Here is a 14,098-nt window from a genome sequence, read left to right as displayed (position 1 = left end):
TCGGGCGCTGTCACAGGCCCGCCGATCGGGCCTCGCCGAGTTCGGTGAGCCGGTCGCGCAGCCGCTCGGCCTCGGCCGGGTCGAGGCCGGGGATGGTCGCGTCGGTCGCCGCGGCCGCCGTGTGCAGCTGGACGCTGGCCAGCCCGAAGTGCCGCTCCACGGGCCCCGAGGTGACCTCGACCAGCTGCATCCGCCCGTACGGCACGACGGTCTCCTCGCGCCACAGGACGCCCCGGCTGATCAGCAGGTCGTCGGAGCGCTCGGCGTACCGCCACGAACGCCAGTTGCGGCCGAGCATCACCCAGCCCCACGCCATGAGGACGAGCGGCAGCAGCGCGAACGCCGCCCACGCGGGTCCCGCGAGCAGGTTCAGCAGCAGACCGACCGCCACGGCCAGCAGCCCCAGCCACACCACCAGCAACAGCCGCCGCATCCGCAGCAGCCCCGGCGGCAGGCCGTTCCACACCGGCTCGCCCTCGGTCATCTCCGTGTCCCGCCCGCTCCCCGTCTCCATACGGCCAGCGTACGTAGGAGAGACTGTGTCCATGACTCCTACGTCGGAGACCACGGTCGGCATCGGCGGTGCCGCGGAGAGCACCGACATGGTGCTCAACATCGGGCCCCAGCACCCGTCGACGCACGGTGTGCTGCGCCTCAGGCTCGTCCTGGACGGCGAGCGGATCCAGCACGCGGAGCCGGTGATCGGCTATATGCACCGCGGCGCGGAGAAGCTCTTCGAGGCGCGCGACTACCGCCAGATCATCATGCTCGCCAACCGCCACGACTGGCTGTCGGCCTTCTCCAACGAGCTGGGCGTGGTCCTCGCCGTCGAGCGCATGCTCGGCATGGAGGTCCCCACGCGCGCGGTGTGGACGCGCACGCTGCTCGCGGAACTCAATCGGGTGCTCAACCACCTGATGTTCCTCGGCTCGTACCCGCTGGAGCTCGGCGGCATCACGCCGGTCTTCTACGCGTTCCGGGAGCGCGAGGTCCTCCAGAACGTCATGGAGGAGGTCTCCGGCGGACGCATGCACTACATGTTCAACCGCGTCGGCGGCCTCAAGGAGGACCTCCCGGCCGGCTGGACCGCACGCGCGCGTGCCGCCGTCGCCGCCGTGCGCTCGCGCATGGACGTGTACGACGACCTGGTGCTCGGCAACGAGATCTTCCGGGGGCGTACGCGGGGCGTGGGCGCCCTCGCGCCGCAGACCGTGCACGCGTACGGCGTGAGCGGGCCCATCGCGCGCGCCTCCGGCGTCGACTTCGACCTGCGTCGCGACGAGCCCTACCTCGCGTACGGCGAGCTCCAGGACACCCTGAAGGTCGTGACCCGCGAGGAGGGCGACTGCCTCGCCCGCTTCGAGGTCCTCCTGGAGCAGACCCACAACGCCCTCGACCTCGCCGACGCCTGCCTCGACCGGCTCGCCGAACTGGAGCCCGGCCCCATCAACCAGCGCCTCCCCAAGGTCCTGAAGGCGCCCGAGGGCCACACGTACGCGTGGACCGAGAACCCGCTCGGCATCAACGGCTACTACCTCGTCAGCAAGGGCGAGAAGACCCCGTACCGCCTCAAGCTCCGCTCGGCCTCGTACAACAACATCCAGGCCCTCGTGGAACTGCTCCCGGGCACGCTGGTCGCGGACATGGTGGCGATCCTGGGGTCGCTGTTCTTCGTGGTCGGGGACATCGACAAGTAGCGCGGGCGGGAGCAGTGTCGGTGGGCGGTCAGCCTTCCAGCACGTCCGGGATCCCGACCGGCTGGAGCAGCCAGCCGAAGTCGCCGAGGCCGCCGGGGGCGGTGAGCTCGGCGGCCTCACCGGCGCTCGCGAGGGCGCGTACGTAGGCGGCGGGTTGTGTGGTCGCGAGTGCGAGCGGGGGGCGTGCGCCTGCGACGCCCAAGGCGCGCAGAGCGGCGCGCTGCGTCAGCACGCGCCCCTCGGGCAGGGGGCGCGCGGGTGTGGGGGGCGCGGCTCCGGCGCCTGCGGATCTGTAGTGCGCGGGCTCTGAACTCGTCGCTCCGGCGCGAGAGGGCTCGGTATGCGCAGGCTCGCCCCCCGTCGCTCCGGCGCGCGAGGGTCGAGCATGCGCGGGTTCGTCGCCTGTGGCTCCGGCGCGCATGATCTCGGCGGGCGCGGGACCAGGGCGCGTGCGCTCGGCGTGCGCGTGGAGGGCGTGCGCGGCGCATGCGTCCAGGGCTACGTGTGCCGTGATGTCGCACGAGCCGTCCGGGACGGGTGGAGTCTCGCGGCCCGCGCGGAAGCCGGTGAGGGTCCCGAACAGGGGGCGTGTGTCGGCTGTGTGCGCGTAGTCGACGGCGACCGCGAGCCCCCGGCCGACCGCGGCGACCGCGGCGGCCCAGGCCTCGTCGCGGGGCAGGCCTACCTCCGCGCGCAGCCCCTCCTCGGCCGGCAGCGGCCACCACCGCGCGAGCCACGTCGCCTCCGCACCGGAGAAGGGTTCCCCGAGGCGTTCGGCACCGTCACGTCGTACGAGCACCCGGCGGGCCACACCCGAGGAGTCGGTCTCGGCGACCTCCACGGGCACGTTGTCGAGCCACTCGTTGGCGAACAGCAGTCCGGTGATCCCGCGCGGGGGCTCGGTGAGCCACTCGATCCGGTGGTCGAGGCCGGGCGGGCGGTCGGCGAGTTCGACGGCGTACGCGCGCGTGCGGGCGGCCACGTCGGCGGGGAGCGCGGCGAGGACCCCGGTGACCAGCTCGCCCCGGCCCGCGGCCATGTCGACGAAGTCGAGCGTCGCGGGCCGGTCCAGGGCCTCGTCGACCCGGCAGAGCAGCCGGGCCACGGCCTCGGCGAAGAGCGGTGAGGCGTGCACGGACGTACGGAAGTGACCGGCCGGCCCCTCCGGGCGGCGGTAGAAGCCCTCGGGCCCGTACAGGGCGGCCTCCGTGGCCTCCCGCCAGCCGCGCCACTCGTCCGCTGTCTCGTCCGTCACGCCGTCAGGTTAGGCGTACAGAGGAACGGAGCCTCCACCTTGGGGAGTATGCGGGGGGCGCATGGATCGGTCCTCCGGTTGACCCCCGCACGCTTCACGCTTCCCTACGCTGGGTTACGTGCAGCGCCTCTATGACTTCCTCCGCAGACACCCGACCGGGGTCGACACCTTCTGGGCCGTCTTCCTGTTCGGGATCTCGCTGCTGAGCGGAACCGCCAGTTCGGCGGAGCGGGGCACCGATTCGCCGGCGCTGATCGTTCCGATCACGTTCCTGCTGTGCCTGGTGATCGCGCTGCGCCGGCGGCTGCCGGAGAAGATGCTGCTGCTGTCGGTCGGGATCGGACTGGCGCAGCTGGTGCTGAACGTCCAGACGATGGCCGCCGACTTCGCGATGCTGGTGATCGTCTACACGGTGGCCGCGACCGGAACCCGCTGGTCCTCCCGGCTCGCCCTTGCCGTCGGGCTGTGCGCGGCGCCGATGGCGCAGACGCGCTGGCCGCTGGACGGCAGCGCGGTGGGCAACGTCGCGAAGGCGATCTTCCTGACGGTGCCGTTCGCGCTCGCCTGGGTGCTCGGCGACTCGATCCGCACCCGCCGCGCCTACTTCGCGCAGCTGGAGGAGCGCGCGAGCCGGCTCGAGAAGGAGCGCGAGGCGCAGGCGAAGGTCGCGGTGGCCGCCGAACGCGCCCGTATCGCGCGCGAGCTCCATGACGTGGTCGCGCACAACGTGTCGGTGATGGTGGTGCAGGCCGACGGCGCCGCCTACGTCCTCGACGCCGCGCCCGACCAGGCGAAGAAGGCCCTGGAGACGATCTCCTCCACCGGCCGCCAGGCCCTCGCCGAGATGCGCCGCCTGCTGGGCGTGCTGCGCACCGGCGAGCACCAGGAGGTCGGCGAGTACGTCCCGCAGCCCGACGTCGAGCAGATCGACGACCTCGTCGAGCAGTGCCGCACCTCCGGGCTGCCGGTCGACTTCAAGGTGGAGGGCACCCCGCGCCCGCTGCCCAGCGGCGTCGAGCTCACGGCGTACCGGATCGTGCAGGAGGCGCTCACCAACACCCGTAAGCACGGCGGGCCGAACGCGGGCGCCAGCGTGCGCCTGGTCTACTTCGACGACGGCCTCGGCCTGCTCGTCGAGGACGACGGCAAGGGCGCCCCGCACGAGCTGTACGAGGAGGGCGGCACCGACGGCCAGGGCCACGGCCTGATCGGCATGCGCGAGCGGGTCGGCATGGTCGGCGGCACCCTGGACGCGGGACCGCGTCCCGGCGGAGGGTTCCGTATCAGCGCGCTGCTCCCGCTCAAACCGGCGCATTGACGCCGACGCACGCCCCCTGTTGACACCTGTAAGACGGAAGAATCCGTAACCCGGAAGAAGAGGACCCGATGACGATCCGCGTGATGCTCGTCGACGACCAGGTGCTGCTGCGCACCGGGTTCCGGATGGTGCTCGCCGCCCAGCCGGACATGGAGGTCGTCGCGGAGGCGGGCGACGGCGTCGAGGCCCTCCAGGTGCTGCGGGCCACGACCGTCGACGTGGTGCTGATGGACGTGCGCATGCCGAAGCTCGACGGTGTGGAGACCACCCGCCGCATCTGCCAGGACGACAACCCGCCGAAGGTGCTGATCCTGACCACCTTCGACCTCGACGAGTACGCCTTCTCCGGGCTGAAGGCGGGCGCGTCCGGCTTCATGCTCAAGGACGTCCCGCCCGGCGAGCTCCTCGCCGCGATCCGCGCGGTGCACAGCGGCGACGCGGTGGTGGCCCCCTCGACCACCCGCCGTCTCCTCGACCGGTTCGCGCCGATGCTGCCGAGCACCGGCAAGGAGCCCCAGCACAAGGAGCTGGAGCGGCTCACCGACCGCGAGCGCGAGGTCATGGTGCTGGTCGCCCAGGGCCTGTCCAACGGCGAGATCGCCGCCCGCCTCGTCCTGTCCGAGGCGACCGTGAAGACCCACGTGGGCCGCATCCTGACCAAGCTCGGGCTCCGGGACCGGGTGCAGGTGGTGGTCCTCGCCTATGAGACGGGGCTGGTGCGGGCCGGCGGCCACGGCTGAGCCGGGGCATCCGTGACTCCCGTGTAACCGATGGCCACTAGGGTCTGCGCATGCTCCTCTGGATCAACGGCCCCTTTGGGGGCGGCAAGACGCAGACGGCATACGAGATCCAGCGCCGTCTGCCGGGCAGCGTGGTCTGCGACCCCGAGCACGCGGGCTTCGGCCTGCGCCGCATGCTGCCGCCCGAACTCCGCGGGGACTTCCAGGACCTGACGGCGTGGCGGCAGGGCGTCGTCGAGGTGCTCGACCTCGCCCTCGCCAAGCACGACGGCGTGGTCATCGCGCCCATGACGGTCACGAACTCCCGGTATTTCGAGGAGACCGTGGGGCGGCTGGGCGAACTCGGCCATGACGTACGGCACTTCACGCTCCTCGCGCAGCGCGAGACCGTCATCAAGCGGCTGCGCGAGCGCGGCCTCGGGCACCTCCTTCAGTACGTCGGCGGGAAGAACGCCGGTCTGGGACGCGAGACCTGGGCCGTGCGACAACTCGACCACTGTCTGGAGCGGCTGAGCGAGCCCGAGTTCGCCGAACATCTGTGGACGGACCACTCGACCGTGCCGAAGACGGCCGACCGCATCGCCGTCCTGGCCGGGCTGACGCTGCGGCCCAACAAGGAGGGCGCGCTGCGGACACGGCTGCGGCAGGCGCGGATCGGGGTCAAGCACATCCGGTTCGACTGAGCCGGATGCCTGGCGCCTCAGCGCTGGACGTCCGGCGCGCTCAGCGCAGGATGCCCTCCAGGAAGTCGCTGCCCAGCCGCGCCACGACGGCTATGTCCAGCTGGTGCTGGACGTACCGGCCGCGGCGGCGCGTGGTGATCAGGTCCGCCTTCTTCAGGACGCCCAGGTGCCGGGATATCTCCGGGGCCGTCATGCCGAGCGACTGCGCCAGCTCGCTCGTGGTGTGGGCGCTGCGGGCCAGATAGCGGCAGATCCGCATCCGGACCGGGTGGGACAGCGCGGTCAGCCGCAGGGCGAGCTGGTCGACGGAGGGCGGGGCCGCGAGCTCCGGGGAGCCGACCGGGTAGTGCACCACCGGCTGCCAGCCCGGCCGGTACAGGACGGCCAGATGGGGCCAGCCGAGGCTGGTCGGCACGAGGAGGAGGTTGCCGTCCCCCGTCGTCGTACGGCCCACGCTCAGCTTGTCGACGGTGATCTCGGCGGCGGCCTCGTCGAGCGTGATCGCCGGGGACGCGGCGGCCAGCGCCTCGGCCAGACCTTTGCGGCGCACCAGGTCGGTCTTGTGGCGGGCGTCCGCCGTGAGCTGGTGGCGCAGCCGGGACCAGGCCTCCGCGAAGAACGCCTCGTCGCAGTCCTGGAGGAACTGCCGCAGCCAGGCCCGGATCTTCGGCGGGTCGGTCAGCAGCAGTTCGGTGAACCGCTCCTGGCGCGGCCCCCGCGCGGCGGCCAGCTCCAGGGAGAGCCGGCCCATCTCGGCGTCGACGAGCGGGCTGGGTCCGCGGCCGTAGGGCAGGGCGCAGCTGAACTCCAGGGCCGCGTCCACGAACTGCCGGTCCGTCAGTTTGTCCAGCAGGTCCAGTTCCTCGGCGAGCGTGGCCCCCGGCAGGGCGGTGCCGCCGGGGATGCCCGCGTATGGCAGGAACAGGTCCGAGAACGTCGACCGCCACAGGAAGTCCGCGTCGCACATCCGGTCGGCCAGATGCGGGTCGAGGCGGGCGGTCACGCCGGTCACCCAGCCCTGGAGACCGGGATGGTGCCCCGGCTCGGACAGCGCGTGCAGCGCCATGCCGAGCTCGGCCAGCGGTGAGGGCACGACGGCGACCCCCTCCGGCCGCAGCCCCGCGATGTCGATGCGCACGCTCATGACCTCATGGTGCACCCCGCCACTGACAACGCCCCCGCCGATTGACGGCGGCCGTCAATCGGCGCGACGACGGCCGCGCACCGGCGCAACCTGGAACCACCGGGGCAGCCGCGGAGCCCGACCCATCGACCCGACCCATCGACAAGCGTCCCGAGAAGGCGATACGCCATGAGCCTCACCCAGCAGTACCTCCTCGACACCTACCGTGCCCAGCGCCTCGGCCAGCCCGCCCCGCCCGCGCCCGGCGCCCACGACTGGCAGGTCGTGCGCGAGCTGCGGGACTACCGGCAGTTCCGGGCCGTGGTGGCCGGGCGACCGGCCCACGGACGGATACGGCAGACCCTGGGCCGGTGGCTGCACCGGCACCCGCGCCCCAGGACAGGTCCTAGCTGCTGACGCCGGGCAGCCGGGTCACGAAGTCCGCCACCGCCGCCTTCACGTCGTCGGCCGTCCACTCCAGGCCGGCGGCGCCGACGGTGACCTCGGTGAGGGCCAGGCCGGGCCCGCCGCGCTCCCAGTAGCCGGTGAACAGATAGATCCCCGTCTCCTCCACCTGCCGCACCGCCGCGTCGATCAGTACGTCGGGGTCGTACGGCAGCCAGACCTGGAACTGGTGGGTGTGCGGCTCCTCGGGGTGCACGCGCGCCCAGGCCACGCCGGTCTCGGCGAACCCCTCGCGCAGCGCGGCGGCCACCACGCGCGCGTGCCGGACGTACTCCGGCAACCTGGGCAGTTCCCTCTCCAGGCCGACGAGCGCCGACAGGGCCGTGGGGAACTGCTGGAAGGCCGTCCCGCCGTACCGGTGGCGCCAGGTCTTCGCCTCCTCCACCAGCGTCTTCGGGCCGGCGAGCGCCGCCCCGGCGAAGCCCTCGAGGGACTTGTAGAACGACACGTAGACGCTGTCGGCCAGGTCCGCGATCTCGTCCAGGGGGCGGCCGAAGCGGACGGTGGTCTCCCACAGGCGCGCGCCGTCGAAATGCACCACCACGTCGCGCTCGCGCGCCGCCGCCACGAGCTCGGTGAGCTCCTCCCAGGTGGGGAGGACGAAACCGGCGTCCCTGAGGGGCAGTTCCAGCATCAGCGCGCCGTAGGGCTCCTCGAAGTCGCGTACCTCGTCGGCGGTGGGCAGCCGGGGCTCGCTGGTCAGGCGTACCGGGCGCAGACCGCTGACCTGGGTGAAGGCGTTCCGCTCGTGGAGTTCGGGGTGGGCGAGGCCGTGCAGCGCGACCGTCGGGTTGCCGGTGCGGGCCGCCCAGCAGCGCAGGGCGACCTGCTGGGCCATCGTGCCCGTGGGGAAGAACGCGGCGGCCTCCTTGCCGAGCAGGGCCGCCACCCGGTCCTCCAGGGCCGCCACGACCCCGTTCCCGTAGATGTCCGCGGGCTCGTCCAGGTCGTAGACCTCGGGCGCGGCCTCCGCCAGCGCCGCGAGCCGCTGCCCGACCGAGAGGGCGAGTCCGCCGCGCCACAGGACCCGCCGCGCCGCCCGTACGGCGTTCCGGCGCCGCTCCCGCAACCGCTCCTCCGCCGAACGCTCTTCGACCTGCTCCGCAACCTGCTCCGCCGTATCGCTCATGCCCCGGATCATCCCCCGGCCCGCTTCCCGGGGGCACCCGCATTTCCGCGCCCCCATGACGTGGGACAACCCACAGCCTGTGGACAACCGGATGCCCGTCGAACCAATCGCGTTAACATGACGAGAAATCGTCCGGTACCCGGAGCGGACTGGAACGGGAAGGCCGCCGTCGAGTGAGTACTAGCCAACTGCCAGACCCCAAGGACCGCCCCGCGCGGCTCACCGTCGGCGTCGTCGGCGCCGGGCGCGTCGGCCCCGCGCTGGCCGCGTCGCTCCAGCTCGCCGGGCACCGCCCGGTGGCCGTGTCCGGGGTCTCCGACGCCTCCCGCAGGCGGGCCGCGCTGATGCTCCCCGACGTGCCGCTGGTACCGCCCGCCGAGGTCCTGGACCGCGCCGACCTGGTGCTGCTCACCGTCCCGGACGACACCCTGCCCGGCCTCGTGGAGGGCCTCGCCGAGACCGGCGCTGTACGCCCCGGCCAGCTGCTGGTGCACACCTCCGGGCGGTACGGCGCGAAGGTCCTGGACCCCGCCCTGCGCGCGGGCGCGCTGCCGCTGGCCCTGCACCCCGCGATGACCTTCACCGGCACCCCGGTGGACGTCCAGCGGCTCGCCGGCTGCTCCTTCGGGGTCACCGCGCCCGACGAGCTGCGCATGGCCGCCGAGGCCCTCGTCATCGAGATGGGCGGCGAACCGGAGTGGATCGCCGAGGAGCGCCGCCCGCTCTACCACGCGGCCCTCGCGCTCGGCGCCAACCATCTGGTCACCCTGGTCGCCCAGTCCATGGAGCTGCTCCGCTCGGCCGGTGTCGAGGCCCCCGACCGGATGCTCGGCCCGCTGCTCGGTGCCGCCCTCGACAACGCCCTGCGCTCCGGCGACGCGGCCCTGACCGGCCCCGTCGCGCGCGGGGACGCGGGCACCGTCGCCGCGCACGTCACCGAACTGCGTAAGCACGCTCCGCAGACCGTCGCGGGGTACCTGGCGATGGCGCGCGCGACGGCCGACCGTGCGCTTGCCCACGGGCTGCTCAAGCCCGAGCTCGCCGAGGACCTCCTCGGGGTACTCGCCAACGGGACCGACGGGCCCCACGGCGCCGACGGCACCAAGGGAGATGCCGGATGACCACCACCCTGCTGCGCACCGCCGACGAGCTCCACGCGCGCGTACGCCGCGGCCGCCGTGCCGTCGTGATGACCATGGGCGCCCTGCACGAGGGCCACGCCACCCTGATCCGCGCCGCGCGCGAGGTCGCCGGGCCGGAGGGCGAGGTCGTCGTCACCGTCTTCGTGAACCCCCTCCAGTTCGGCGAGGGCGAGGACCTCGACCGCTACCCGCGCACCCTCGACGCCGACATCAAGATCGCCGAACAGGCGGGCGCGGACGCCGTGTTCGCGCCCTCCGTGGACGAGGTCTACCCCGGCGGCGCACCCCAGGTCCGCGTCAGCGCGGGCCCCATGGGGGAGCGCCTGGAGGGCTCCTCGCGCCCCGGGCACTTCGACGGCATGCTCACCGTCGTCGCCAAGCTGCTGCACCTCACCCGCCCCGACGTCGCCCTGTTCGGCCAGAAGGACGCCCAGCAGCTCGCCCTGATCCGGCGCATGGTGCGGGACCTGAACTTCGGCGTCGAGATCGTCGGCGTGCCGACCGTCCGTGAGGAGGACGGGCTGGCCCTGTCCAGCCGCAACCGCTATCTCTCGCCCCAGGAGCGGCGCACCGCGCTCGCGCTCTCCCAGGCGCTGTTCGCGGGCCGCGACCGGCACGCGGCGCAGGAGGCGCTGCGCGCCAGGGCGCGCGAAGTGCCCGCCACGCACGCGCGTGCCGAGGCGCTCAGCGCCATAGGGGAGTCCCGCGCGGCCGCCGACACGCACGCCGTCGCGAAGGCGCTCCCGGGCGCCCCCTCCGCCGTCCGCGCCGCCGCCCGCCAGGTCCTCGACGAGGCCCTCCGCCTCGACCCGCCGATCGCCCTGGACTACCTCGCGCTCGTCGATCCCTCCGACTTCACCGAGATCGCCGACGACTTCACCGGCGAGGCCGTCCTCGCCGTCGCCGCGCGGGTCGGGACGACCCGCCTGATCGACAACCTCCCCCTCACCTTCGGAACCCTCGGAGCCGCCTCGTGACCAGCACAGGCATACGACTGCACGCGCCCGCACCGGGGTGGTCGATCGACGCGGACGTCGTGGTCGTGGGTTCCGGCGTCGCCGGCCTCACCGCGGCCCTGCGCTGCGAGGCCGCGGGCCTGCGCACAGTCGTCGTCACCAAGGCCCGTCTCGACGACGGCTCCACCCGCTGGGCCCAGGGCGGCATCGCCGCGGCCCTCGGCGAGGGCGACACCCCCGAACAGCACCTCGACGACACCCTGGTCGCGGGCGCGGGCCTGTGCGACGAGGAGGCCGTACGCATCCTCGTCACCGAGGGCCCCGACGCCGTACGCCGCCTCATCGAGACCGGCGCGCACTTCGACGAGTCCGAGGAAGGCGGCCTGGAGCTCACCCGCGAGGGCGGCCACCACCGCCGCAGGATCGCGCACGCGGGCGGCGACGCGACCGGCGCGGAGATCTCCCGGGCGCTCGTGGAAGCCGTACGCGCAAACGGGAGGGGCGAGCGCGAAGCGCTCTCGGCCAAGGGTGGTGGTGGGCGACGGGCGGGACTGCGCACGATCGAGAACGCGCTCGTCCTGGACCTGCTCACGGACGCGGACGGCCGTACGGCGGGTGTCTCGCTGCATGTCATGGGCGAGGGCCAGCACGACGGCGTGGGCGCCGTGCACGCCCCCGCGGTCGTCCTCGCGACCGGCGGCATGGGCCAGGTCTTCTCGGCGACCACGAACCCGTCCGTGTCCACCGGCGACGGAGTCGCACTCGCCCTCCGCGCGGGCGCCGAGGTCAGCGACCTGGAGTTCGTCCAGTTCCACCCGACCGTGCTCTTCCTCGGCCCCGACGCCGAGGGCCAGCAGCCGCTCGTCTCCGAGGCGGTCCGCGGCGAGGGCGCCCACCTGGTCGACGGCGACGGCGTGCGCTTCATGGTCGGGCAGCACGAGCTGGCCGAACTCGCGCCCCGGGACATCGTCGCCAAGGGCATCATGCGCCGCATGCAGGAGCAGGACGCCGAGCACATGTTCCTCGACGCCCGGCACTTCGGCGCCGACATGTGGGAGCACCGCTTCCCGACGATCCTCGCCGCCTGCCGCGCCCACGGCATCGACCCGGTCACCGAACCCATCCCGATCGCCCCGGCCGCCCACTACGCCTCCGGCGGCGTCCGCACGGACTCCAAGGGCCGTACGACCGTCCCGGGCCTGTACGCGTGCGGCGAGGTCGCCTGCACCGGCGTGCACGGCGCGAACCGGCTCGCCTCGAACTCCCTCCTGGAGGGCCTGGTCTACGCCGAGCGGATCGTGGAGGACATCACGGCCGCCCACGCGGCGAACGGCCTCCACGCGCGGGTGCCCGCACCCGTCGAGCACCCCAAGAAGCCCGCGCACCCCCTTCAGGCGCCCGAGGCCCGGTTTGCGATCCAGCGGATCATGAGCACCGGCGCGGGCGTCCTGCGCTCGGCCGACTCCCTTCAGAAGGCCGCCGAACAGCTCCAGCAGCTGCACAGCGACGCCCGCGACTCCCTCGACGAGAACGGCAAGACCGCCGAGCCCGGCGTCGACACCTGGGAGGCCACCAACCTCCTGTGCGTGGCCCGCGTCCTGGTCGCCGCCGCACGCGTGCGTGAGGAGACGCGCGGCTGCCACTGGCGCGAGGACCGGCCCGACCGCGACGACCCGGCATGGCGCCGCCACATCGTCGTACGGCTGAATCCCGACCGCGCACTCGCCGTACACACCACGGATACCGCAGACTTCCCCCCGACCCGGCAGCCCCTTCAGGAGCAGTGACAGCAGTGAGCACCGACGACCTTCCCCTCGTTCCGTCCGGCGGCTGCGGCGACGGCTGTGCGTGCGGCGCCGACGGCGACGCCGACGCCGAATACCTGGAGTGCGGGCTCGACCCCGCGCTCGCCCAGCTCCTGGCCGACGCCGGGCTCGACCCCGTCGAGGTCGAGGACATCGCCAACGTGGCCATCCAGGAGGACCTCGACCACGGCGTGGACGTGACGACGGTCGCGACCATCCCCGAGGACGCCGTCGCCACCGCCGACTTCGTCGCGCGCGAGGCGGGCGTCGTGGCGGGCCTCAGGGTCGCCGAGGCGGTCGTCTCGGTGGTCTGCGAGGACGAGTTCGAGGTCGAGCGGCACGTCGAGGACGGCGACCGGGTGGAGGCCGGGCAGAAGCTCCTGTCGGTCACCACGCGCACGCGTGACCTGCTCACCGCCGAGCGCAGCGCGCTCAACCTGCTGTGCCGGCTGTCCGGCATCGCGACCGCCACGCGCGCGTGGGCGGACGCGCTGGACGGCACGAAGGCACGCGTGCGTGACACCCGGAAGACCACGCCCGGGCTCAGGTCGCTGGAGAAGTTCGCGGTGCGGTGCGGCGGCGGGGTCAACCACCGCATGTCGCTGTCCGACGCGGCCCTCGTCAAGGACAACCACGTGGTCGCCGCCGGCGGCGTCGCCCCGGCCTTCAAGGCCGTCCGCGAGACCTTCCCGGACGTGCCGATCGAGGTCGAGGTCGACACCCTGCACCAGCTGCGCGAGGTCGTGGACGCGGGCGCCGACCTGATCCTGCTGGACAACTTCACGCCGGGGGAGTGCGAGGAGGCGGTGGCGCTCGTGCAGGGCCGGGCCGCGCTGGAGGCCTCGGGCCGGCTCACGCTGGACAACGCGCGCGCGTACGCCGACACCGGCGTCGACTACCTCGCCGTAGGAGCCCTCACCCACTCCTCGCCGATCCTGGACATCGGTCTCGACCTGCGTGCGGCGGAGTAGTCGCGATGCTGCTCACGATCGACGTAGGGAACACGCAGACCGTCCTCGGGCTCTTCGACGGCGAGGAGATCGTCGAGCACTGGCGCATCTCCACGGACCCCCGGCGCACCGCCGACGAACTGGCGGTCCTGCTCCAGGGCCTCATGGGCATGCACCCGCTGCTCGGTGACGAACTGGGCGACGGCATCGACGGCATCGCCATCTGCGCGACCGTGCCGTCGGTGCTGCACGAGCTGCGCGAGGTGACGCGGCGGTACTACGGCGACGTGCCCGCGGTGCTGGTGGAGCCGGGCGTGAAGACGGGCGTCCCGATCCTCACCGACAACCCCAAGGAGGTCGGCGCGGACCGGATCATCAACGCGGTCGCGGCGGTCGAGCTGTACGGCGGTCCCGCGATCGTCGTCGACTTCGGCACGGCGACGACGTTCGACGCGGTGTCCGCGCGCGGGGAGTACGTCGGCGGTGTCATCGCGCCCGGTATCGAGATCTCCGTCGAGGCGCTCGGGGTGCGGGGCGCGCAGCTGCGGAAGATCGAGGTGGCGCGGCCGCGCAGCGTGATCGGCAAGAACACCGTCGAGGCGATGCAGTCCGGGATCATCTACGGCTTCGCCGGGCAGGTCGACGGTGTCGTCACCCGGATGGCCCGCGAGCTAGCCGAGGACCCGGACGACGTGACGGTGATCGCCACCGGCGGCCTGGCCCCCATGGTGCTGGGCGAGTCCTCGGTGATCGACGAGCACGAGCCGTGGCTGACGCTGGTGGGGCTGCGCCTGGTGTACGAACGCAACGTGTCGCGCATGTAGGGCGCCCCCGC

General features: G+C 73.0%; 14 protein-coding genes. 10 read left to right on the top strand and 4 right to left on the bottom strand.

Annotation, left to right across the window (positions count from 1 at the left end):
• Positions 1 to 10: 10 nt before the first annotated feature.
• A complete protein-coding gene (locus tag ABZ928_RS08890; protein WP_361516265.1) occupies positions 11 to 514 on the bottom strand; it encodes a PH domain-containing protein in 504 nt (167 codons plus the stop codon).
• Positions 515 to 545: 31 nt separating this feature from the next.
• Here ABZ928_RS08890 and ABZ928_RS08885 point away from each other — a divergent pair, with 31 nt between their 5' ends.
• Entirely contained in the window at positions 546 to 1,697 is a 1,152-nt protein-coding gene (locus tag ABZ928_RS08885; RefSeq protein WP_361516263.1) for an NADH-quinone oxidoreductase subunit D, read from the top strand.
• Positions 1,698 to 1,725: 28 nt separating this feature from the next.
• Here the strand turns inward: ABZ928_RS08885 and ABZ928_RS08880 are convergent, their stop codons facing one another.
• The gene (locus ABZ928_RS08880) at positions 1,726 to 2,952 is read right to left on the bottom strand and encodes an SAM-dependent methyltransferase (protein WP_361516262.1); all 1,227 of its coding nucleotides are present in this window, start codon (positions 2,950 to 2,952) and stop codon (positions 1,726 to 1,728) included.
• Between the two features lie 118 nt (positions 2,953 to 3,070).
• On the opposite strand from ABZ928_RS08880, the gene ABZ928_RS08875 reads away from it, so the two are divergent.
• The 3 genes from ABZ928_RS08875 to ABZ928_RS08865 all read left to right on the top strand — a co-directional run bounded on the left by ABZ928_RS08875 (position 3,071) and on the right by ABZ928_RS08865 (position 5,693).
• Positions 3,071 to 4,270 carry a sensor histidine kinase gene (locus ABZ928_RS08875; RefSeq protein ID WP_361516260.1) on the top strand — a complete coding sequence of 400 codons (1,200 nt, stop codon included), beginning with the start codon at positions 3,071 to 3,073 and terminating at the stop codon, positions 4,268 to 4,270.
• Between the two features lie 68 nt (positions 4,271 to 4,338).
• Positions 4,339 to 5,010, top strand: a complete 672-nt coding sequence (locus tag ABZ928_RS08870; protein ID WP_361516259.1) for a response regulator transcription factor — start codon at positions 4,339 to 4,341, stop codon at positions 5,008 to 5,010.
• Positions 5,011 to 5,060: 50 nt separating this feature from the next.
• Complete coding sequence (locus ABZ928_RS08865; protein WP_361516258.1) at positions 5,061 to 5,693, top strand: AAA family ATPase; 633 nt, start codon at positions 5,061 to 5,063, stop codon at positions 5,691 to 5,693.
• A gap of 40 nt (positions 5,694 to 5,733) precedes the next feature.
• On the opposite strand, the gene ABZ928_RS08860 is transcribed toward ABZ928_RS08865, so the two are convergent.
• Positions 5,734 to 6,837, bottom strand: a complete 1,104-nt coding sequence (locus ABZ928_RS08860; RefSeq protein ID WP_361516256.1) for a DUF5937 family protein — start codon at positions 6,835 to 6,837, stop codon at positions 5,734 to 5,736.
• A gap of 168 nt (positions 6,838 to 7,005) precedes the next feature.
• Here ABZ928_RS08860 and ABZ928_RS08855 point away from each other — a divergent pair, with 168 nt between their 5' ends.
• A complete protein-coding gene (locus tag ABZ928_RS08855; protein WP_361516254.1) occupies positions 7,006 to 7,233 on the top strand; it encodes a hypothetical protein in 228 nt (75 codons plus the stop codon).
• Here ABZ928_RS08855 and ABZ928_RS08850 read toward each other — a convergent pair.
• On the bottom strand, positions 7,223 to 8,410 hold the full coding sequence (locus tag ABZ928_RS08850) for a beta-eliminating lyase-related protein (protein WP_361516252.1): 1,188 nt from the start codon (positions 8,408 to 8,410) through the stop codon (positions 7,223 to 7,225). The genes ABZ928_RS08855 and ABZ928_RS08850 overlap by 11 nt on opposite strands.
• A 173-nt stretch (positions 8,411 to 8,583) precedes the next feature.
• Between ABZ928_RS08850 and ABZ928_RS08845 the strand changes: the two genes are divergently transcribed.
• Genes ABZ928_RS08845 through ABZ928_RS08825 form a run of 5 tightly spaced genes read left to right on the top strand, consistent with a single transcriptional unit; the run spans position 8,584 to position 14,087 of the window.
• Positions 8,584 to 9,531 carry a DUF2520 domain-containing protein gene (locus tag ABZ928_RS08845; RefSeq protein WP_361516250.1) on the top strand — a complete coding sequence of 316 codons (948 nt, stop codon included), beginning with the start codon at positions 8,584 to 8,586 and terminating at the stop codon, positions 9,529 to 9,531.
• Positions 9,528 to 10,529, top strand: a complete 1,002-nt coding sequence (gene panC, locus ABZ928_RS08840) for a pantoate--beta-alanine ligase (RefSeq protein WP_361516248.1) — start codon at positions 9,528 to 9,530, stop codon at positions 10,527 to 10,529. Before ABZ928_RS08845 ends, panC begins: the two co-directional genes overlap by 4 nt.
• Positions 10,526 to 12,295, top strand: coding sequence for an L-aspartate oxidase (locus tag ABZ928_RS08835; RefSeq protein ID WP_361516246.1), 1,770 nt, complete (start codon positions 10,526 to 10,528; stop codon positions 12,293 to 12,295). Before panC ends, ABZ928_RS08835 begins: the two co-directional genes overlap by 4 nt.
• A 5-nt stretch (positions 12,296 to 12,300) precedes the next feature.
• Positions 12,301 to 13,284, top strand: a complete 984-nt coding sequence (gene nadC / locus ABZ928_RS08830) for a carboxylating nicotinate-nucleotide diphosphorylase (protein WP_361516244.1) — start codon at positions 12,301 to 12,303, stop codon at positions 13,282 to 13,284.
• Between the two features lie 5 nt (positions 13,285 to 13,289).
• A complete protein-coding gene (locus ABZ928_RS08825; RefSeq protein WP_361516243.1) occupies positions 13,290 to 14,087 on the top strand; it encodes a type III pantothenate kinase in 798 nt (265 codons plus the stop codon).
• Positions 14,088 to 14,098: the final 11 nt, after the last annotated feature.

It is taken from the genome of Streptomyces sp. NPDC046909 (assembly GCF_040644695.1).
Classification (GTDB): Bacteria; Actinomycetota; Actinomycetes; order Streptomycetales; family Streptomycetaceae; genus Streptomyces.
Note: the sequence above shows the minus strand (reverse complement) of the source record. Positions and strands in the feature narration are given on the sequence as shown.